Source organism: Streptosporangium brasiliense (genome assembly GCF_030811595.1).
GTDB lineage: Bacteria > Actinomycetota > Actinomycetes > Streptosporangiales > Streptosporangiaceae > Streptosporangium > Streptosporangium brasiliense.
Genome location: NZ_JAUSRB010000001.1, coordinates 1,267,581 through 1,288,131 on the forward strand (window position 1 = coordinate 1,267,581; position 20,551 = coordinate 1,288,131).

At 71.4% G+C, this 20,551-nt stretch carries 14 protein-coding genes and 2 pseudogenes; 10 read left to right on the forward strand and 6 right to left on the reverse strand.

The genetic code is table 11. The features are described from left to right. Positions 1 to 307: 307 nt before the first annotated feature. Together J2S55_RS05630 and J2S55_RS05635 are read left to right on the forward strand one after the other, a co-directional pair. A pseudogene (locus J2S55_RS05630) lies at positions 308 to 760 on the forward strand (hypothetical protein); the annotation flags it as partial. A 171-nt stretch (positions 761 to 931) separates the two neighbouring features. Beyond that, positions 932 to 1,240, forward strand: coding sequence for a chorismate mutase (locus J2S55_RS05635; RefSeq protein WP_306858564.1), 309 nt, complete (start codon positions 932 to 934; stop codon positions 1,238 to 1,240). Between the two features lie 73 nt (positions 1,241 to 1,313). Here the strand turns inward: J2S55_RS05635 and J2S55_RS05640 are convergent, their stop codons facing one another. Next, positions 1,314 to 2,690 carry an amino acid permease gene (locus J2S55_RS05640; RefSeq protein ID WP_306857789.1) on the reverse strand — a complete coding sequence of 459 codons (1,377 nt, stop codon included), beginning with the start codon at positions 2,688 to 2,690 and terminating at the stop codon, positions 1,314 to 1,316. A 184-nt stretch (positions 2,691 to 2,874) separates the two neighbouring features. Between J2S55_RS05640 and dnaE the strand changes: the two genes are divergently transcribed. Further along, positions 2,875 to 6,396 (forward strand): DNA polymerase III subunit alpha, encoded by a 3,522-nt coding sequence (dnaE, locus tag J2S55_RS05645; RefSeq protein ID WP_306857790.1) that lies wholly within the window; start codon positions 2,875 to 2,877, stop codon positions 6,394 to 6,396. Positions 6,397 to 6,451: 55 nt separating this feature from the next. Here dnaE and J2S55_RS05650 read toward each other — a convergent pair whose 3' ends face one another. Then, positions 6,452 to 7,840, reverse strand: a complete 1,389-nt coding sequence (locus tag J2S55_RS05650; protein ID WP_306857791.1) for an MFS transporter — start codon at positions 7,838 to 7,840, stop codon at positions 6,452 to 6,454. 138 nt (positions 7,841 to 7,978) lie between these two features. Between J2S55_RS05650 and J2S55_RS05655 the strand changes: the two genes are divergently transcribed. From J2S55_RS05655 to J2S55_RS05675, 5 genes are all read left to right on the forward strand, one after another. Next, positions 7,979 to 8,341 (forward strand): MerR family transcriptional regulator, encoded by a 363-nt coding sequence (locus J2S55_RS05655; RefSeq protein ID WP_306857792.1) that lies wholly within the window; start codon positions 7,979 to 7,981, stop codon positions 8,339 to 8,341. 258 nt (positions 8,342 to 8,599) lie between these two features. Further along, the gene (locus J2S55_RS05660; RefSeq protein WP_306857793.1) at positions 8,600 to 9,958 is read left to right on the forward strand and encodes a galactose-binding domain-containing protein; all 1,359 of its coding nucleotides are present in this window, start codon (positions 8,600 to 8,602) and stop codon (positions 9,956 to 9,958) included. Beyond that, positions 9,959 to 11,179 carry an MFS transporter gene (locus tag J2S55_RS05665; RefSeq protein ID WP_306857794.1) on the forward strand — a complete coding sequence of 407 codons (1,221 nt, stop codon included), beginning with the start codon at positions 9,959 to 9,961 and terminating at the stop codon, positions 11,177 to 11,179. It begins immediately after the preceding gene. A gap of 115 nt (positions 11,180 to 11,294) precedes the next feature. Continuing rightward, entirely contained in the window at positions 11,295 to 12,260 is a 966-nt protein-coding gene (locus J2S55_RS05670; protein WP_306857795.1) for a TolB family protein, read from the forward strand. A gap of 159 nt (positions 12,261 to 12,419) precedes the next feature. Continuing rightward, entirely contained in the window at positions 12,420 to 13,730 is a 1,311-nt protein-coding gene (locus tag J2S55_RS05675) for a serine hydrolase domain-containing protein (RefSeq protein ID WP_306857797.1), read from the forward strand. A gap of 251 nt (positions 13,731 to 13,981) precedes the next feature. On the opposite strand, the pseudogene J2S55_RS05680 reads toward J2S55_RS05675, so the two are convergent. After that, positions 13,982 to 14,122: pseudogene (locus J2S55_RS05680) on the reverse strand (hypothetical protein); the annotation flags it as partial. A 112-nt stretch (positions 14,123 to 14,234) separates the two neighbouring features. After that, a complete protein-coding gene (locus J2S55_RS05685) occupies positions 14,235 to 15,167 on the reverse strand; it encodes a hypothetical protein (RefSeq protein ID WP_306857800.1) in 933 nt (310 codons plus the stop codon). 191 nt (positions 15,168 to 15,358) lie between these two features. On the opposite strand from J2S55_RS05685, the gene J2S55_RS05690 reads away from it, so the two are divergent. Together J2S55_RS05690 and J2S55_RS05695 are read left to right on the forward strand one after the other, a co-directional pair. Then, a complete protein-coding gene (locus J2S55_RS05690) occupies positions 15,359 to 15,874 on the forward strand; it encodes a SigE family RNA polymerase sigma factor (protein WP_306857801.1) in 516 nt (171 codons plus the stop codon). After that, positions 15,867 to 16,697, forward strand: a complete 831-nt coding sequence (locus J2S55_RS05695; protein ID WP_306857802.1) for a hypothetical protein — start codon at positions 15,867 to 15,869, stop codon at positions 16,695 to 16,697. The genes J2S55_RS05690 and J2S55_RS05695 overlap by 8 nt, the downstream gene beginning before the upstream one ends. Before the next feature lie 98 nt (positions 16,698 to 16,795). Here J2S55_RS05695 and J2S55_RS05700 read toward each other — a convergent pair whose 3' ends face one another. Together J2S55_RS05700 and murA are read right to left on the reverse strand one after the other, a co-directional pair. Continuing rightward, a complete protein-coding gene (locus J2S55_RS05700) occupies positions 16,796 to 19,117 on the reverse strand; it encodes a transglycosylase domain-containing protein (protein WP_306857803.1) in 2,322 nt (773 codons plus the stop codon). A 73-nt stretch (positions 19,118 to 19,190) separates the two neighbouring features. Then, positions 19,191 to 20,513: a UDP-N-acetylglucosamine 1-carboxyvinyltransferase gene (gene murA / locus J2S55_RS05705; protein WP_306857805.1), complete on the reverse strand. Its 1,323-nt coding sequence runs from the start codon at positions 20,511 to 20,513 to the stop codon at positions 19,191 to 19,193. Positions 20,514 to 20,551: the final 38 nt, after the last annotated feature.

The following is a 20,551-nucleotide window of genomic DNA, read 5'->3' on the forward strand; positions in this document are numbered from 1 at the left end:
CCTACCCCTTTCTAAACCCCCGAATACTCTCATAGGCCGGGAAGGGTGATCGACTCTCGCGAGACCCGGGTGTCCACGATTCGAGACGCGCTGTCCAACAGGTGGCGCCCGGTGGGGAGATGGCCTATCGTCGATCCCATGACTTGCTATTTCGCGTTTATCGAGCCGGCTCCGGAGGGCCGGTCGTGACAGTGTGATCTAGCGACCACCCGGAGCCGGCACGAGGCAGAGACACGTTCTCTGCCTTTTTTGTTTCTTACGATTCGCCGGCTCGCGGATGTGCGCCGGCTGAGCATGAGGAGCCGAGATGTCGTTGTTGACCGCACACCTGGAGCGCGGAGCCGTGAAGCTGGGGACGCTCACGGTGGGGGCCGGACCGGCCGTGGTGGTCGGCGGCCCGGGGGCGGACGCCCGCTGGATCAGCCTGCGCGACCACCACGGACGGGTGCCGGCGGCCGAGGCCGTGGCGGCGGTCCGCGCCGAGTGGGCCGGGCCGATCCTGGTGGAGCCGTTCTCGGCGGGAGACCTGCCGGAGATCCTCGCCGACGCCGACGGCGTGGTGGTCGGCGCGGCCTGGATGCAGGACTTCCAGCTCGTCCGCGCGGTCGCCCGGCTGGGCCTGCCCGTGCTCGTCCAGCGCGGCCCGGCCGCGACCCTGGAGGAGTGGCTGGCGATCGCCGACTACTGCGTGGCCGAGGGCAACGACCGGGTCGTGCTCTGCGAGAGCGGCAGCCGTACGCACCTGGCCGGGGTGACCCTCGACCTGACCCTGATGCGCGCCGCCCGGGAGAGGTCCGGCCGCCCCGTGCTGGCCGACCTCGGCGGGGATCCCGCGCTGGCCGCCGCGGCGGTCGCCGCCGGGGCCGACGGCCTGCTCCTGGCCCCCGACGCCGCCGAGCGGGCCGTCCTCGCCGCCCAGGAGGCCGTGCGGATCGTCGGCGCGCTCACCCGCCGCGAGACCCCCGACTCCGTCCTGGCCGCCCGGGGCGCCGTCGACCGTGTCGACGCGGCCCTGGCCGTCCTGCTCGAACGCCGCGCCGAGCTCGCCGGGGTCATCCAGAGCCTCAAGCCCGTCGGCGGTTTCGCCGGCCGCGACATGGACCGCGAGCGCCGCCTGGTCGCCGAGATGGCCCGCCGCGCCCCCACCCTGGGTGAGGCGCGGCTGGCGCCCATCATGAACGCCGTGATCGAGGCGGGGCTGCACCTGGCCGAGGAGCGCAGGGCGGCCGGTCAGGACTGACCCCGTGCCCGCCGCGGGCCGGACGGCGGCCGCGCGGCGCCGGACGCCCGCACCGCGGTGCGCCCGGACGCCGTCAGTCGAAGAGCATCTCGGTGCCGCGGCGTGAGTCGACGATCCGCCAGCCCGTCGCGATGGCGGCGGCCAGCAGCGGGATGCAGAAGAAGGCGATGCGCTGGTCGGCGTCGGCGAACGGCATGAGCAGCACCACCAGCGCGAGGAAGGCCAGGGTGGACCAGCCGGTGTACGGCGCGCCCGGCATCCGGAAGGCGGGGCGTTCGAGCAGGCCCCGCTCGGCGGCGCGGCGCAGCCGGATCTGGCAGAAGACCAGGGTGCCCCAGGTGGTGATCACGCCCAGGGAGGCGATCGCGGTGGCGATGTTGAAGGCCCGCTCCGGGACGTAGTAGTAGAGGACCACCCCGGCGACGAACACCGCGGCCGTGAGGAGGATGCCGCCGTAGGGGACCTGGCGGGAGCTGAGCAGCCCGGCGAAGGCGGGGGCCTCGCCCTTGACGGCCATGGCGCGCAGGATCCGGCCGGTGGAGTAGAGGCCGGAGTTGCACGACGACAGGGCCGCGGTGATGACGATCAGGTTCATGGCGTCGGCGGCCCAGGGGACGCCGAGCGCGGCGAAGACCGTCACGAACGGGGACTGGGCCGGGCCGTAGGCGGTCCACGGCAGGACCATCGCCAGCAGCAGGACGGAGCCGACGTAGAAGATCATGATCCGCCAGATAACGCCGTTGATCGCCCTGGGCAGGACCTCCCTGGCGTTCTTCGTCTCGCCCGCGGCGATGCCGACCAGCTCGATCGAGGAGTAGGCGAAGATCACCGACTGGAGGCTCATCAGCACCACCGGGAACCCGTTGGGGGCGAAGCCGCCGTGGGCGGCGAGGTTTCCCACCCCCGCGGTGCTGCCGCCCAGGCCCATCCCGAAGATCACCAGCACCAGCCCGGTCACCAGGAACGCGCAGATCGCCAGGACCTTGAGCAGCGCGAACCAGAACTCCAGCTCGCCGAACAGGCGCACCGACAGCAGGTTGACGGTCAGCACGAACGCCAGCGCGATGAGGGCGGTGAGCCATCGGGGGAACTGCGGGGCCCACAGGTGCACGTAGATGGAGATCGCGGTCAGCTCGGCGATGCCGGTGAAGGCCCAGTTGATCCAGTACATCCAGCCGCTGGCGAAGGCCGCCCACGGTCCGACGAAGTCGGCGGCGTAGTCTACGAATGAGCCCGAGGTCGGCTTGTAGAGGACCAGCTCGCCGAGGGCCCGCATGACGAAGAAGGCCGCGAGCCCGGCGGCCGCGTACGACAGCACCAGCGCCGGACCGGCGGCCTGGAGCCGTCCGCCGGCCCCGAGGAACAGCCCGACGCCGATCGCGCCGCCGATCGCGATCATCTGCACCTGGCGGTTGCCGAGCGCGTGGCTGTAGCCCTCGTCGGTCTTCACGCGTTCCCCCCGTATGCCCGCCCCGGAAACATCGTTACCCAAAGTAGCCGATCGCCACTCTGAGTGCTCGACGGCAGGCGCTGCGAAAGGTGGCGAAGTGTGGGGCCGCGGGGGGCCACAGCGGGGGGCAAACACGCGTAGGCTTCCCACGCCGACACGCGACTAGGGGGAGGAACGAGGCCGCATGTCCGACTCGTTTGTGCATCTTCACGTTCACACCGAGTACTCCATGCTCGATGGGGCCGCTCGCCTGAAGCAGATGTTCAAACAGGTCGGCGACCTGGGCATGCCCGCCATCGCGATCACCGACCACGGCAACATGCACGGCGCCTACGACTTCTACAAGCAGGCCACCGGGGCCGGGATCAAGCCGGTCATCGGCATCGAGGCCTACGTCGCCCCCGCCTCCCGGCACCAGAAGAAGCCGGTGCTGTGGGGCGAGCCGCACCAGAAGCGGGACGACGTGTCGGCGGGTGGCTACTACACCCACATGACGATCTGGGCGAAGAACGCCAAGGGTCTGAGCAACCTGATGAAGCTCTCCTCGCGCGCCTACACCGAGGGCTTCGTGCGCAAGTGGGCCCGGATGGACGCCGAGACCCTCGCCGAGCACGCCGAGGGGCTGATGGCCACGACCGGCTGCCCGTCGGGCGAGGTGCAGACCCGGCTGCGCCTGGGCCAGTACGACGAGGCGCTGGCGGCGGCGGCGAAGTTCCAGGAGCTGTTCGGCAAGGACAACTACTACCTGGAGATCATGGACCACGGGCTCGACATCGAGCGCCGGGTCCGCGACGGCCTGACCCGCATCTCCCGGGAGCTGAACATCCCGCCGCTGGTCACCAACGACTCCCACTACACCTACGAGTCGGACGCGACCTCCCACGACGCGCTGCTGTGCATCCAGACCGGCAAGCAGCTGTCCGACCCCGACCGGTTCCGCTTCGACGGCAGCGGCTACTACATCAAGACCGCCGACGAGATGCGCGCGGTCGACTCCTCCGACCTGTGGGCCGAGGGCTGCCGCAACACGCTGCTGGTCGCCGAGAAGGTCGACCCGACCGGCATGTTCGGCTTCAAGAACCTGATGCCGACCTTCCCGGTGCCCGAGGGGGAGACCGAGGAGAGCTGGTTCCGCAAGGAGATCCAGCGGGGCATGGAGCGCCGCTTCCCCCAGGGCATCGACGACGAGCACCGCAGGCAGATCGACTTCGAGATGGACGTCATCCTGCAGATGGGGTTCCCCTCCTACTTCCTCGTGGTCGCCGACTTCATCATGTGGGCCAAGAACAACGGCATCCGGGTCGGTCCGGGCCGTGGCTCGGCGGCCGGCTCGCTGGCGGCGTACGCGCTGGGCATCACCGACCTCGACCCGCTGCCGCACGGCCTGATCTTCGAGCGGTTCCTCAACCCCGACCGCGTCTCCATGCCCGACGTCGACATCGACTTCGACGAGCGCCGGCGCGGCGACGTGATCCGCTACGTGACCGAGAAGTACGGCGCCGACAAGGTCGCCATGATCGCCACCTTCGGCACCATCAAGGCGAAGGCGGCCATCAAGGACGCCGCCCGCGTCCTCGGCCACCCGTACGCGCTGGGCGACAAGGTCTCCAAGGCGTTCCCGCCCGCGGTGATGGGCAAGGACATCCCGCTGTCGGGCATCTTCGACAAGGACCACCCGCGCTACAACGAGGCCGGTGAGCTGCGCAAGCTGTACGAGGAGGACGTCGACGTCAAGTCGGCGATGGACCTCGGCCGGGGCCTGGAGGGCCTGATCCGGCAGACCGGCGTGCACGCCGCCGGCGTGATCATGTCCTCGGAGGTGCTGACCGACTACATCCCGATCATGCGCCGTGACTCCGACGGCGTGATCATCACGCAGTTCGACTACCCGACCTGCGAGACGCTCGGCCTGCTCAAGATGGACTTCCTGGGCCTGCGCAACCTCACGATCATCGACGACTGCCTGAAGATGATCGAGGCCAACACCGGCACCAAGATCGACCTGCTGAAGCTGCCGCTGGACGACCGCAAGACCTACGAGCTGCTGGGCCGCGGTGACACCCTGGGCGTGTTCCAGCTGGACGGCGGCGGCATGCGCTCGCTGCTGCGGCTGATGAAGCCCGACAACTTCGAGGACATCTCCGCCGTCGGCGCGCTGTACCGGCCGGGGCCGATGGGCGCCGACTCCCACACCAACTACGCGCTGCGCAAGAACGGCCTGCAGGAGATCGTCCCGATCCACCCCGAGTTCGAGGAGTCGCTGCAGGAGATCCTCGGCACGACCTACGGCCTGATCGTCTACCAGGAGCAGGTCATGGCCATCGCGCAGAAGGTCGCCGGGTTCTCCCTCGGCAAGGCCGACCTGCTGCGCCGCGCGATGGGCAAGAAGAAGAAGTCGGAGCTGGACAAGCAGTTCGAGTCCTTCGAGCAGGGCATGAAGGACAACGGCTACTCGGCCGCCGCGATCAAGACCCTGTGGGACATCCTGCTCCCCTTCTCCGACTACGCCTTCAACAAGGCGCACAGCGCCGCCTACGGCCTGGTCTCCTACTGGACCGCCTACCTCAAGGCCAACTACCCCTCCGAGTACATGGCCGGCCTGCTGACCTCCGTCAAGGACGACAAGGACAAGTCGGCCCTCTACCTCAACGAGTGCCGGCGCATGGGCATCAAGGTGCTCCCGCCGGACGTCAACGACTCCGACTTCGACTTCACCCCGCGCGGCACCGACGTCCGGTTCGGCCTGTCGGCCATCCGCAACGTCGGCGGCAACGTGGTCGACGGGATCATCGCCGCCCGCAAGGAGAAGACCCGCTTCGCCGACTTCAAGGACTTCCTGCGCAAGGTCCCGATGGTGGTCTGCAACAAGCGGGTCATCGAGTCGCTGATCAAGGCGGGGGCCTTCGACTCGTTCGCGCACGAGCGCAAGGGCCTGGTGATGGTCCACGAGCAGGCCGTCGACAGCATCATCGGCATCAAGAAGAACGAGGCGCAGGGGCAGGACTCCCTGTTCGGGGCCATCGAGGGCGCCGAGGACCAGACCTTCGACGTGCAGATCCCGCCCGGCGAGTGGGACAAGACCACCCTGCTCCAGTTCGAGCGGGAGATGCTCGGCCTCTACGTCTCCGACCACCCGCTCTTCGGCGTGGAGCACATCCTCGCCTCCGGCGCCGACTGCTCGGTCGCCGCGCTCCAGGACGAGAACCGCCCCGACGGCCAGATCGTCACGGTGGGCGGCATCCTGAGCGGCGTCCAGCGCAAGGTCACCAAGAAGGGCGACACCTGGGTCCTGACCATGCTGGAGGACCTGGAGGGCGCCATCGAGGTGATGATCTTCCCCTCGGCGTACCAGCTCTGCGCGACGGTCCTGGCCGAGGACGCCATCGTCTTCGTCAAGGGCCGCCTGGACAAGCGCGAGGACGTCGGGAAGATCATCGCCATGGAGGTGACCGCCCCCGACCTGACGCGCGAGAGCGGCGGTCCCCTGGCGGTCAGCCTCCCCCTCACCCGCTGCACCCCTCCGGTGGTCGGCCGCCTCAAGGAGGTCCTGACCGCCCACCCCGGCACCACCGAGGTCCACCTCCAGGTCCACAACGGCCCGAAGACCACCGTCGTCCGGCTGGACGACCGCCTGCGCGTGGCGCCCTCCCCGGCGCTGATGGGCGACCTGAAGCAGCTGCTGGGCCCCGCCTGCCTGGGGGCCTGAGCCCGGGAGACCGGCCGCCCCGGGCGGTGCGGGGACCGGCCGCGACCGGTCTCCCTCACCGCCCGCTGGGCGCGAGCCGGCGGCGCCGTACCGCTGCCAGCACGGCCCCGGCCGCCGCGGCCGCGGTGGTGATCAGGAAAGCCGCCCGGAAGCTCCCGTCGTCCGGCGACGCGCCGAGCACGAGCGTGAGGACGGCGACCGTGACGGCCGCCGAGAGATACTGGGAGGTCGTCAGCAGCGCTCCGGCGGTGCCCTGGTGCTCGGAAGGCACGTCCCGGGTGCCGATGACGAACATCGAGGTGTAGATGACCCCGTGCCCGAAGCCGCTGGCGATCAGCCCGCCGAGCAGGTCGGCGACGTAGGAGTCTCCGTGCAGGGCGAAGGAGAGCCAGCCGAGACCGGCGGCGGCCGTGCCGAATCCGCCGGCGAGCACGGCCGGAGCGCTGAACCTCCGGACCGCGCGGCCGGCCGCCATGCTCCCGACCGTGACCATGACGGCGAGCGGCAGGAAGGCGAGTCCCGCCTGCAGCGGTGGGTAGCCCTTCGTGGACTGCAGGAGAAGGGTCACGAGGTAGAACTCCGAGCCCACGCTCGCCATGTAGAGCGCGGTCGCCGCCGCCCCCGTCCGGAGCGATCGGGTCCGCCGCAGGACCGGCTCGATCAGGACGCCCCGCGGCCTGTTCTCGTTCAGCGCGAACCCGAGGGACAGCAGCAGGGCGAGGCCGAGCGAGACGAGCGCCGGCGCCGAGTCCCAGCCCTGGTCGGCGCTGAGGGTGAGTCCCACGACCAGGCAGAGCATGGCGCCGGTGCCGAGGACGGAGGCGAGCACCGGGATCCGGTCCGTGCGGTCCCGGTCGTGGGCCCGGCCGAACCACCTGGCCGCCCCCAGCGCGCACAGCAGCGTCAGCGGGACGTTGATGAAGAACGTCAGCCGCCACGACACCGTGGTGAGCAGGCCGCCGAGGACGACGCCGACGGCGAGCCCCGACGCGCCGACCGCGCCCCATACCGCCAGGGCCCTGCTCCGGGACGGTCCCGCCGGGAAGGTCGTCCCGATGAGACCGAGCACGGCCGGCTGCAGCAGCGCCGTGCAGAACCCCTGCGCGCCGCGTGCGAGCAGCAGGGCCGTCCCGTCCTGGGCCGCGCCGCCGACGACGCTCGCGGCGCCGAAGAGGGTGACCGCGACGATGAGGAGCCGCCTGGCCCCCACCCGGTCGGTGAGGCGGCCCCCGACCATCAGGAACCCCGCGAACAGGACCGCGTAGGCGCTGACCACCCACTGGGCGACGGCCGGGGTGAGGTGCAGGTCACGGGCGAGGCTGGGCAGGGCGACGTAGACGATCGAGTAGTCGAGGGCGATGAGGAATTGCGCCACCGAGAGCACGGCGAGGGCCGCCGGGCTGCGGACCGTCGCCGGATCGGTGGAGGTCGGCGCGTTGTTCACGGGAGTTCCTGTCATGGATGCACGGACTGTCGTCGACACGGGAGCACGGTGTCTCGCACGTCATGACGGGATCATCAAGCTTCACACTAATGTGAAGGTCAAGTCCCGGCGTCCAGGACCGGAATCGAGAGTGGTCACATGCGCATCGGCGAGCTCTCCCGCCGTACCGACACCCCGACGAGGCTCCTGCGCTACTACGAGGAGCAGGGACTCATCACCCCGGCCCGGCGGGACAACGGCTACCGGGACTACGGCGAGTGCCTGGTCGACCGGGTCCAGCAGATCCGCGGCCTGCTCGACGTCGGCCTGCCCACCCGGGTCATCCGCCAGATCCTGCCGTTCCTGGACAGGCCGTGCACGATCCTGTTCTCGGACGCCACGCCCGAGCTGCTCGCGCTCCTGGAGCGGGAGCGTGACCGCATGGACGAGCGCATCGCCTGCCTGGCCAGGAACCGCGACGCCATCACCGCCTACCTGGAGGCCGTGCGCGCCGAGGGCTGAGCGCCACCCGTCCGGGCGTCCGCGGGGCGCGTTTCCGGCGGGGGTGTTTCCGGGGGCCGGCTGGAGACGAGTTAGGAAACCTTCCTAACTTCCGTTGACACCGTACTGGCCGCTTGCCAGGATGCCGGTGAGCGGCTTGGCGCGGCGTCCCCCGGGGACGTGACGTGCTCAGTAAGAGATGTGCTGCCCCGGCCGCGTGTCGCACGGCGCCGTGGTCGGCGCCGTGATCTTCTCCTCTCACCCCTCAGGAGACAGCCTGTGTCTTCAACGACGCCCCGTCCCGCCCCCCGCCTCCTCTTACCGGCCCTCGTGGCGGTCGCCGCCCTCATCGCGGGCGTCCTCGTCGCCGCCGGCCGCGCCGAAGCGGCCGAGACCCTGCTGTCGCAGGGCAAGCCCGCCTCCTCCTCGTCCAAGGAGGGTTCCTCCTACAGCTCGGGCAAGGCGGTCGACGGCGACCTCACCTCGACCCGCTGGGCCTCCCTGGAGGGCAGCGACCCGCAGTGGATCCGCGTCGACCTGGGCGCGGTCACCCCGATCTCCCGGGTCAAGCTGTTCTGGGAGGCCGCCTACGGCAGGGCCTACAAGATCCAGGTCTCCGCCGACGCCGCGAGCTGGACGACCATCTACTCCACCACCAGCGGCGACGGCGGCCAGGACGACCTGACGGGCCTGTCGGGCTCGGGCCGCTACGTGCGCATGTACGGCACGGCCCGGGGCACCGAGTACGGCTACTCCCTGTATGAGTTCCAGGTGTTCGGCGGCGACACCGCCACGCCCAGCCCCACCCCGACGGTGACCCCGACCGTGCCGCCGGGCGACACCTTCGTCGTCGCGGCGGCCGGTGACATCGCCGCCCAGTGCACCGCGAGCTCCAGCTCCTGCGCCCACCCCAAGACGGCGGCGCAGGTCCAGGCGATGAACCCCGAGTTCGTCATCACCATGGGCGACAACCAGTACGACGACGCCCGGCTCTCGGACTTCCAGAACTACTACGACAAGACCTGGGGCAAGTTCAAGAGCAAGACGCGCCCGGTCGCCGGCAACCACGAGACCTACGACCCGGCCGGCACCTACGCCGGGTACAAGGGCTACTTCGGCTCCATCGCCACCCCGCAGGGCAAGACCTACTACAGCTACGACCGGGGCAACTGGCACTTCGTCGCCCTCGACTCCAACTACTTCGACCAGACGGCCCAGATCAACTGGCTCAAGGCCGACCTGGCCGCCAACACCAAGGGCTGCGTCGCCGCCTACTGGCACCACCCGCTGTTCAGCTCCGGCGAGCACGGCAACGACCCGGTGAGCAAGCCGGTCTGGAAGATCCTCTATGACGCCCGGGCCGACCTGGTGCTCAACGGCCACGACCACCACTACGAGCGGTTCGCCCCGCAGAACCCCGACGCCCAGGCCGACCCCGAGGGCATCGTGGAGATCCTCGGCGGCATGGGCGGCGCCTCGCCGTACAACATCGAGAACGTCCAGCCCAACAGCCAGAAGCGGCTGCAGGACATCTACGGAGTGCTCAAGCTGAAGTTCGGCCCCGACTCCTTCTCCTCGCAGCTCATCGGGACCGACGGCGCGGTCAAGGACAGCAGCCCCACCTACACCTGCCACTAGATGTACATCTCGGCAAGCCGGGCCGCGGACGGAGCACGCCCGCGGTCCCGGCTCTCCTTCGCGGTCCCCGGGAACGTGCTCGCGCTCGGGGCGGTCAGCCTGGTCACCGACATCTCCTCGGAGATGGTCACGGCCGTGCTCCCGCTCTACCTGACGCTCTCCCTCGGGCTCAACCTGCTGCAGTTCGGCCTGCTGGACGGGCTCTCCTTCGGGGTGACCGCGCTGGTCCGCCTGGCCGGCGGCAACCTCGCCGACCGGTGGCGGCGGCGCAAGCTGGTCGCCGGCCTCGGATACGGTCTGTCGGCGCTGTGCAGGCTCGCCCTGCTCGCGGCCGGCGGCTCCGTCACGGCGCTGGGCGCGGTGATCGCCGCGGACCGGACGGGCAAGGGGCTGCGCACGGCCCCGCGGGACGCGCTGATCTCGCTGAGCGTCCCGCCGGACGGCCTCGGGCAGGCGTTCGGCGTACACCGGGCCATGGACACCTTCGGCGCGCTGCTCGGCCCGCTGGTGGCCTTCGCCGTCCTGACGGGCACCGGCGGAGCCTACGACGCGGTGTTCGTGGTCAGCTTCTGCGTGGCGGTGCTCGGCGTGCTGCTGCTGCTCATGTACGTCCGCGACCCGCGGCCGCCGCTGCCGGGCCCGCGCCCGGCGACCTCGCCGCGCGCGGTGGCCGCGCTGCTGCGCGATGCGGCGTTCCGGCGGGTGTGCGTGGTGGCCGCGCTCCTCGGGCTGGTCACGCTCAGCGACGCCTTCGTCTACCTGCTCCTGCAGAAGCGCGGCGGGTTCGGCGCCGAATACTTCCCGCTGCTGCCCCTGGGCACGGCCGCCGCCTACCTGCTGCTGGCCGTGCCCGTCGGGCGGCTGGCCGACCGGCTGGGCCGCGTGCCGGTCTTCCTGGCCGGACACGTGGCGCTGATCGCCGCCTACCTGGTGCTGATCGGGCCGGGATGGCTCGTCGCCGTGCTGGTCCTGCAGGGGGCCTTCTACGCCGCCACCGACGGTGTGCTGATGGCCGTGGCTGGTCCGATGCTCCCGGCCCACCTGCGCACCAGCGGCCTGGCCCTGCTCCAGACCGGCCAGGCGGGCGCCCGGCTGCTCTCCTCGATCCTGTTCGGCGCCGTCTGGACGGTGTGGGGGAGCGCCCAGGGGCTCGCCGTCATGGCCGCCGGGCTCGCGGTGTGCCTGCTGGGGGCCTGGTCCGTCGTGCGGAGGCACGCGTGACACCGCCGATGACGTGGGCGCCGGGCGCCGAGGAGGAGGCCATGACCATGACCATGACCATGACGGTGACGGTGACACGGGCATCCGGTCCCCGGCCGGTGACGGGGAGGCGTCCATGACCCCGGTACGGCGCCTGCTGGTGCTGCTGGCCGCCCTTGCCGTACTCGGCGGCGCGGCGGCCGGCTACGCGGCCTGGGCCGCGCGCCGCGACCCCGCCCCGGTCCAGGAGGAGGCGGGGCGGGAGAGCGCGCTCCGTCCCGGGCGCCTGATGTTCCGTACGGCGGCCGGCCGGGTCGCCGGGGTGCCGCTGACCGCGACCTCGGCCGTGCCCGAGGCCGGCGGCCCGGCCTGTGACCGCTTCTCCACGGGCGGCGGGACCTCGATCTGCCTGGTGGCCCGGCCGGGGCCGGTGGCCACCACGCACGCGGTGATCCTCGACCGCTCGATGCGGGAGACGCGCCGGATCAAGCTGGCCGGCATCCCGAACCGGGCCAGGATGTCGCAGAGCGGCCGGATGGCGTCGTGGACGGTGTTCGTCACCGGAGACTCCTACAGCGAGGGCGGCTTCTCCACCTGGACCGGCATCCTGGACACCCGCACCGGCTACGCCGTGACCAACATCGAGGACATCCCGCTGACCCTGAACGGCCGCCGCTACCACGCCCCCGACGTGAACTACTGGGGCGTGACCTTCGCCGCCGACGACAACCGGTTCTACGCGACGGTGGCCACCGGCGGGAAGACCTACCTCGTGGAGGGCGACTACGGCAGGTGGCAGGCCCGTACGCTGCGGGAGAACGCCGAGTGCCCGTCGCTGTCGCCCGACGGGACGCGCCTGGTGTTCAAGAAGCGGGTCTCGGCCGACCCCGCCCGGATGTGGCGGCTCCACCTGCTGGACCTGGCCACCATGCGGGAGACGCCGCTGGCCGAGCGGGCCAGCGTCGACGACCAGGTGGCGTGGCTCGACGGGCGCACGGTGATGTACGGCAGGGCCGGGGACGTCTGGTCGGTGCCCGCCGACGGCTCCGGCGCCCCCACCCGGCTGGTGCGCGGGGCCTCCTCCCCGGTGGCCGTCCGGTGACGGCCGTCATGCCGGCCGGATGACGGTTGTCATGTGACATCGAGGCGGCTTCGTCCCGGCGGATGAAGGCCGGATCATCCAGAGAGAGGAGGGAGGGCCGGGACCGGATTGCGATGATCGTCATGTCGTATTTTTCCGGATCTGAGGAGCTGACGGGCGATGCCTCTCGCGCGACCCCACCACCGTGGACGGACGATCGCCGGACTCGGGCTGAGCGCGGTGCTCGTGACCTGGGCCGCCGCACCCGCCACCTGGGCCGCCGTGCCCACCACGCCCGCCGCGACGGCCGCGAAGGCCGGCCCCCCGGCCGGACTCGACCGCGAGGCGCTCCGGCGCGGCCTCGACGCGATCCGCGAGGCCGGGATGTACGGCGCCTACTCCGCCGTGCGGGACGCCGGCGCGGACTGGAGCGGGGCGGCCGGGGTCGCCGACGTGCGCACCAAGCGGCCGGTCCGTCCCGGGATGCTCCACCGGGTCGGCAGCATCACCAAGACCTTCACGGCGGTCGCGATCCTCCAGCAGGTCGAGCGGGGGCGGATCGAGCTGGACGCGCCCGTCGCGCGCTACCTGCCCGAGCTGATCCCGGGGGAGCGCGGCCAGAAGATCACGGTGCGGATGCTGCTCAACCACACCAGCGGCATCGGCGACTACGTCCTCGGCGCCTTCCCCTCCCTCCAGCAGGGCTCCACCGCCAGCCTGGACGACAACCGCTTCCGCGCCTTCTCCCCCGAGGAGCTGGTGGGGTTCGGCCTGGAGGCGCCGTCGACGGGGGAGCCGGGCCAGAACTGGTCCTACTCCAACACCAACTACATCATCGCCGGCCTGTTGCTGGAGAAGGTGACCGGCACCGCCGCCGAGCCGTACATCACCCGGCATGTGATCCGCAGGGCCGGGCTGCGCGACACCTCCTTCCCGCGCACGCCGCTGATCCCCGGGGCGCACTCCAGGGCCTACGAGTCGTTCTACGGCTACATCGACCCGCCGCGCGACTACAGCGTCTACGACATGTCCTGGGCGGGCACGGCGGGCGCGGTCGTCTCGACGATGGACGACCTCAACCGGTTCTACCGGGCGCTGCTGGGCGGCAGGCTCCTCGGCTCCGCGCAGCTCGCCCAGATGCAGACCACGGTGCCGGTCACCGACGGCCAGGGCAACGTCCTGATGAACTACGGGCTCGGCCTCTACGCCCAGGACCTGCCGTGCGGCCGGTTCTGGGGCCACGACGGAGGGGTGTTCGGGATGGGCACGTTCTCGCTGTCCAGCCCGGACGGCCGCCGCCAGCTCTCCTTGGGGATAAACCTGATGAAGTACCAGCGCTTCGACGAGAACGGCGTTCTCCAGCCCCACGCGATCGATCTCGCGCTCGGGGACCACATGGTCCAGGCCCTGTGCGGCCCCACCGCGCCCCTGGCGAAGGGCGGGCGGCCGCTCACGCCCTTCCCGACCCAGCAGGTCCTGGTCAAGAGATAGCCGCACGCTCCCGTGGCCGGCCCGCCCGGATCTCCGGCCGGGGGTGGGCGCCCGTCGCATGCCGGCCGGGCGCGTGGACGCCGTGCCGTGACCGCCGCCCAGACGCGTGCGCGGGCTCGGCTCCAGGCCCCCGCGGCCGGAGCCGAGCCCGCGCGCACGCCGGCGCCGGCGGCCAGGCCGGGCGAGTCGCCGCACGCCGCACGCCGCACGCCGCACGCCGTACGGCACGCGGCGGCACGGTGGACCGGCGGTCAGCGCGCCGGGGTGCTCAGCGAGCAGGGCAGGGGATGGGGACGGCCGCTCGGCCCGGCCAGGTCGACCAGCAGGCCGTCGTGCCCGTGGGTGAGGATCTCGCGGGGTCCGTGCGGGCAGCCGAAGCTGACCACCGGCACCTCCCGAATTCCCCCGTCAATTGCCCGTCGATCGAAGGTCCCCGTTCGAATGGCCGTCCCGTCTCATGACGCGTTCCCGGGACCTCCCCGGTCCCGGGAACGCCGAAGTCCTTCACGGGAGGGCGGGCACCGCCGGCTCGCCGTCGGTCCAGCCGGCCTGGAGCGTGATCGTGGTGGAGGTCTTGGCGGGGAACGGCTCGCCGTCCACCGTGGTCTTCACGTCGGAGGCCAGGGGCGTCATCGTGCCGGTGTCGACGATCAGCCGCTCAGTGACGGTGAACTGCTTCTGCCGTGATCCGCCGGAGCCCTTGCCCGAGTCGACGTCGACGAGGAAGCCCTGGCCGGTCCTGCCCCGCGGGTCCTCGGCCTTCCCCAGGGAACGGACGCCGGGCATCGTCGGCAGCGCCTCGTACGCCGCGGCGCGGACCTCCTTCACCGGGGCTTCGGACAGTATGCCGACCAGCTGCCCTCTCACATAGCTCTCGCGGAAGTCGTCGGAGACGTGGGCGTTCGGATCCCGCGACGCCTTGTCGATCCAGGCCTTCAGCCCGGCCGGGTCCGTGGGCAGAGCCTGGGCCTGCTCGTACGACAACATCCGGTCGACCAGGTCGAACCCGATCAGGGGAGCGCCTTTTGCGCCCTTGTCGAGAATGACCATGCCCTTGTCCGGCTTGGTGGACAGGGAGGCCGTCATGCCGTTCGCGGTGCGGGTCCAGGTGGTCGGGGAGCCGTCGCGGCGCCATGCCCGTTCGTCCGCGGCGCTCTTCGGACGCACGCCGAGATCCCGGAATCCCCGCCAGGTCCTGCCGTCGAGCGCGGTCCATCTCTCCGCGACGGACTGCTGCTCCACCCAGTAACGGTTCTTCCCACGCCCGAGCTGGTGGGAGTAGGTGCCCTTCCAGAGCGTCCGGGTGTGCCAGTAGGCGCCCTCCGCCGGAGCCGTCACCGCCTGAGAGGCGGCCGCGGGCCGGAGAGCCGGTATGGGCTGCGGACTCGACAGCGCGATGGCGCCCACCGCGGCCAGGCCGATCCCTGTCGCGGTCAACCGGCGGATCGGCGTGGCCGGGCGCGTTGTCCGGTCCCTCGAATGATCAGTTCGCATGCCACCTAATACGCCTGGGCCGTCCGGGACGTTGCCCGCCGAATCCATGAGTCTCCCGGAATCAGGGAGGTCGATGCGGGCAACGGTCTGTCCGGTCCAGGCGTATTAGAGGGCATGAAATCGGATGAACAGGCGTGAGCGGCCCGGAGGACGACGGGTTCGGCGCGTTCGTCGCCGCGCGCGGCACCAGCCTGCTGCGGGTCGCCTACCTCGCGTGCGGCGACGAACGGGACGCGGAGGATCTGCTGCAGACGGCGCTGGAGCGCACCTACCGCAAGTGGGACCGGGTGCGTCATGACAGCCCCGAGCCCTATGTCCGCCGCGTCATCGTCAACACCGCCATCAGCCGCGCCCGCCGCCGGGCGATCCTGCGGATCCTCCCGACGCACACCCCGCCCGAGCTGCCGGTCGGGGAGACCGACGTCGACCTGCGTCACGTGCTCATGGACGCCCTGCGGGCCCTGCCGCCCCGGCAGCGCGCGGTGGTCGTCCTGCGCTACTGGGAGGACCTCGGCGAGACCCAGACCGCGGAGATCCTCGGCTGCTCGGTGGGCACCGTGAAAAGCCAGGCGTCGAAAGCGCTCACCAAGCTCCGGTCGGCGCTCGGCGCCGAATCAGTGGAAGGGCTGATCAGGAATGTCCATGCTTGAGGACGACCTCCGCCAGATCATGGCGGACGAGACGGCGCGGCTGCGCGCCGCGCCCGACCTGGTGGACCGGGTCATCCGCTCCTCACGGCGCAGGACGGTGCGGACCAGGTACGCCGCGGTGGCCGCCGCGGTGGCCGTCGTGGGGATCACGGTCCCCACCGGTCTGACCCTCGTCTCCGGGCACACGGCCGTGCCGGGGCCCGCGGCCGCGGTGGTGTCACCCGACAGCACCGGATCCGCTGTGCCGCAGCCCTTCGAGCCGCCCCCGCTGCCCACCCCGTCGCCCACCCTCGACTTCGGAGACCTGGGCGACGGAAAGGCCTTCGGGCGCGTCAAGGTGGGATACCTGCCCGACGGCCTGCAGTGGTCCCACTGGTCGATCGACGGGGGTGACCAGTACACGACCTCGTGGAACTACGACGGCGACAAGAACGGCTTCTACTGCGTCCAGATCCACGTCTTCGAGGGGCAGGCCGTTCAGGAGCCCCGCGAGGCCGTGCAGTCCTACCGCGACAAGTCCGACGGCGAGGAAGTGACCATCGGCGACCGGACCGGTTATCTGGTCACCCAGTGGGTCGGTGAGGACGGCGGCAGGGGCACCCCCACGATGTTCCTCCACATGGGCCCCGAACGGATGGCCGAGATCATGCTCGGCCCGGCCTTCGTCAAGGATCTGGACACCCCGGAAGCGGTCGAGCGCGAGCTGCGGAAGATCGCCCAGGGCCTTACCGCCGCCGACGGGGACCCGGGGAAGACCGGACAGGCGCCCGCCGCCGACGGCGGGGACGCGGGGAAGGCCACCGAGGCGCCCGCCGGCGGCTGAATTCCCCGGGAGATCGTCCGAGGGCTCACCCGCGGAGACCGGAGCCCTCGGGAGATCTCCCGGACTCCCCGCCGGGACGGGACCCGCCCGTCACCGGCTCAGCGGCGGCCGCGGTACGGCCCGTCCCGCCACTCCCGGTAGGGGCCGTCCCGCCACCCCCGGTACGGGCCGTGGCCGCGGTCGCCGTACCCGGCCTGGTCACGCACGTTCCGCTGGTGCGGGCGGGCGTCCGTACGCCGCCCGGTCGCGTGCCCCCAGCCGCCGCGCCGCCCGGCGGCGCTGCGCTCGCCGTCCCGGTCCTTGTCGTCCTTGTCCTTCTCCATGCCGGGGGTGAAGCCGCCGCCGAAGCGGCCCATGTCCGGGTGGTGGAAGGAGGACGGCTCGACGTCCTCCAGGGCGGCGGACATGGACGACACCCAGATCGGGCCGGGCAGGGAGGCGCCCTGCACCGCGCCGTAGTATTCGCCGCCGATCGTCACGTCGCGCAGCGGATGGCGGTAGGAGCCGCGGATGTCGCCCACGCTGACCGCCGCGGCCAGGTCGGGGGTGTATCCGGCGAACCACGCCGAGGTGTAGCCGTTGTTGGTGCCGGTCTTGCCCGCCGCGTCGCGGCCGATGCCCTGGCCCGTCATCGTCCCCTTGGTGAACACCCCGGACAGGACGTGGTTGACCGCGTCGGCCACCTCGCGCTCGACGGCCTGCTCGCAGCTCGGCGGCACCTGGACCCGCCTGCCGTCGCGCTCGACGATGTCGGTGATGGCCATCGGGCGGCAGTAGCGGCCCCGCGCGCCCAGCGCGGCGAACGCCCCGGCCACCGTCACCGGGTCCATCTCGTTGACCCCGAGGGTGAAGGTGGGGACCTCGCGCAGCGGCCTGCCGTCGGCCCGGACGATGCCGAGCGCCCTGGCGGTCCTGACCACCGGGCACAGGCCCACGCGCCGCTCCAGCATCATGTAGAAGATGTTCACCGACTTCCAGGTGCCGGTGGAGATGCTCTGCGGGCCGCCCTTGCCCTCGCCGCTGGCGTTGAAGATCTCGGCGCCGGGGTCGTTGACCCGGCGGCCCCGGCAGTCGACGTAGCCCGAGGCGGGCACGTAGCGGCCCGGCGTCATGAAGCCCTCGTCGAACCGCCAGCCCTTGCCCAGCGCGGTGGTCAGGGTGAACACCTTGAACGTGGAGCCGGCCTGGAAGCCCTGCCCGCCGCCGTGCGCCACGTCGGCGGGCAGGTTGAAGGTGGTCCTGGGGCCGTTGTCGGTGTTGCCGGAGTTGCGGCCGTACTTCTTGCTGGCGGCCATCGCCCGGATCCGGCCGGTCCCCGGCTCGATCATGGCCTCGGCCGCGACCTCGGTGTCGGCCGGGGCGACCCGCGAGGAGATGGCCCGCTGCGCCGCCCGCTGCGCGACCGGGTCCACGGTGGTGCGCAGCACGATGCCGCCCCTGGCCAGGCGGCGCTCCCGCTCGGCGCGGGTGTTGCCGAACACCGGGTTGGTCAGCAGCTCCTTGTGGACGTAGAGGCAGAAATAGGGGTAGGCGCTCTCGGCGCAGCCGCCGGGCTCCGGCTTCAGCCGGATGTTCAGGGGGGCCCGCTTGGTGGCGTCGGCCTGGACCTGGGTGATGTCGCCCACCTGGGCCATCCGGTCCAGCACGGTGTCCCTGCGCTCCTGCAGGCGGGCGCGGCGCTGCGGGCCCAGCGACGGGTCCGTCGCGTACGGCGTGCGCACCGCGCCGGCCAGCGTCGCCGCCTGCTGCAGGGACAGCCGCGAGGCCGGGACCGAGAAGAACCGCTGGGCCGCCGCCTCGATCCCGAAGGCTCCGGCGCCGAAGTAGGCGATGTTGAGGTAGCGCTCCAGGATCTCGGCCTTGCTGTACTTCTTCTCCAGCGCCAGGGCGTACCGCAGCTCGGTGATCTTGCGCCGGAGGCTCGGCGCCCGGGCCTGGGCGCGCTCGGCGCTGGTCTGGGCGTTCTCGACCAGGATGTTCTTGACGAGCTGCTGGGTGAGGGAGGACCCGCCCTGCCGTACCCCGCCCGCCTGGGTGTTGGTCACCAGGGCCCGGATCGTCCCCTTGATGTCGAGCCCCGCGTGCTCGTAGAACCGGGAGTCCTCGATCGCCACGATCGCCTGGCGCATGATCGGGGCGACCTTGCCGAGCGGCACGACCGTCCGGTTCTCCGTGTAGAACTGGGCGAACTGCCTGCCGTTGCGGTCGAGCAGCACCGTGCGCTGGGGGAGGGGGTCCTCCCGCGGGCTGGGGGGCAGATCGGTCACCGTGCGCGCGACGTTGTGGGCGGTGATCCCGGCGGTGCCGGCCAGCGGCAGGGCCGCGACCGCGGCCAGCAGCCCGCCGAGCACACCGCAGGCCATCAGCCCGCGCAGGCACGCGGCGGGGCCACGCCTCACCTCATGTCGTCGCGATGTCACAGATAGTAAGGTGCGACCGGACGATCAGGCACAAACGTCCGGGCGGGATTTTTTACTTTCGGGAGCCTGTCCGCTACTGGCCCTCCGGTCCGACGATCTCCCTGCTGATCTTCAGGCCCAGCGAGGCGAACTGCTCGAAGGGACGGTGGTAGCCCCGCTCGATGTGGTGCACCCCGCGCAGCGTGGAGGTGCCCTCCGCGGCCGCGGCCGCGAGCACGGCGGAGAAGCCGGCGCGGATGTCGGGCAGCGTCACGTCGGCGCCGCGCAGCTTCGAAACTCCCCGCACGACCGCCGAGTGCTTGGCGTTGGTGTCGTGGTAGCGGCAGGCCGGGCCGCCGAGGCACACGTCGAAGACCTCGATCTCGCACCCCATCCGCTGCAGGGCGGGCACGTAGACCAGCCGGTTCTCGAAGACCGTCTCGTGCAGCACCGACATGCCCTGGGCCTGCGTGAACAGCACCATCAGCGGGGTCTGCCAGTCGGTCATGAAGCCCGGGTGGGTGTCGGTCTGCACCGCCGCCGCCCGCAGCCCGTCCGGCGCGGACGCCGACACGTAGTCGTCGGTGATGTCCATCTCGGCGCCCATCCGGGCCAGGGTGGTGATCGCGGTGACCAGCCGGTCCTGCGGGCAGCCGTGCACCCGCACCTCGCCGCCGGTGATCAGGCCCGCCGCCAGGTAGGAGAACGCCTCGATCCGGTCGCCGTTGAGCCAGGTGGAGGCGCCGCGCAGCCGCTCCACGCCCTCGATCACGATGCGCCGGTCGGGGCTGAGCTCGATGCGCGCGCCCATGCGCTGCAGGAACAGGGCGAGCTCCACCACCTCGGGCTCCATGGCCGCGCCCTTGAGCACGGTCTTGCCCTCGGCCAGCACCGCCGACATCAGGATCGTCTCGGTCGCGCCCACGCTCGGGTAGGGCAGCTCCAGCCGGGTCCCGCGCAGCCGCTTGGCCTTGGCGTAGACGCCGGTGTCGCTCACCTCGACCTCGGCCCCCATGGCGCGCAGGGCCTCGACGTGGAAGTCGACGGGCCGGCGTCCGATCGGGTCGCCGCCCACCAGCGGCACGAACGCCTCGCCCGCCAGGTGCAGCAGCGGGCCCAGCATCAGGATGGGGATCCGGTTGAGACCGGTGAACGCCGCCGGCACGTGCGGGTTGATCTGCGGTCCCTGGGCGATGCTGATCTCGCGGGGCGTGATCTCCACGTCGATGCCGAGCGCCCGCAGCATCTGCGCGGTGATCCCGACCTCGCCCACGTCGGGGGCGTTGTGGATAGTGCTCTCGCCGGTGCCCAGCATCGCGGCGACCATGTGCTTGGAGACGCCGTTCTTGGAGCCGCGGACCTCGACGTCGCCGCGTAGCGGCCCGGAGGGTTCGATCAGCCATACCTCTTCGTTCACCCGGACAGACTAACGGGATTCGGTCGAAGTCTCGGGGA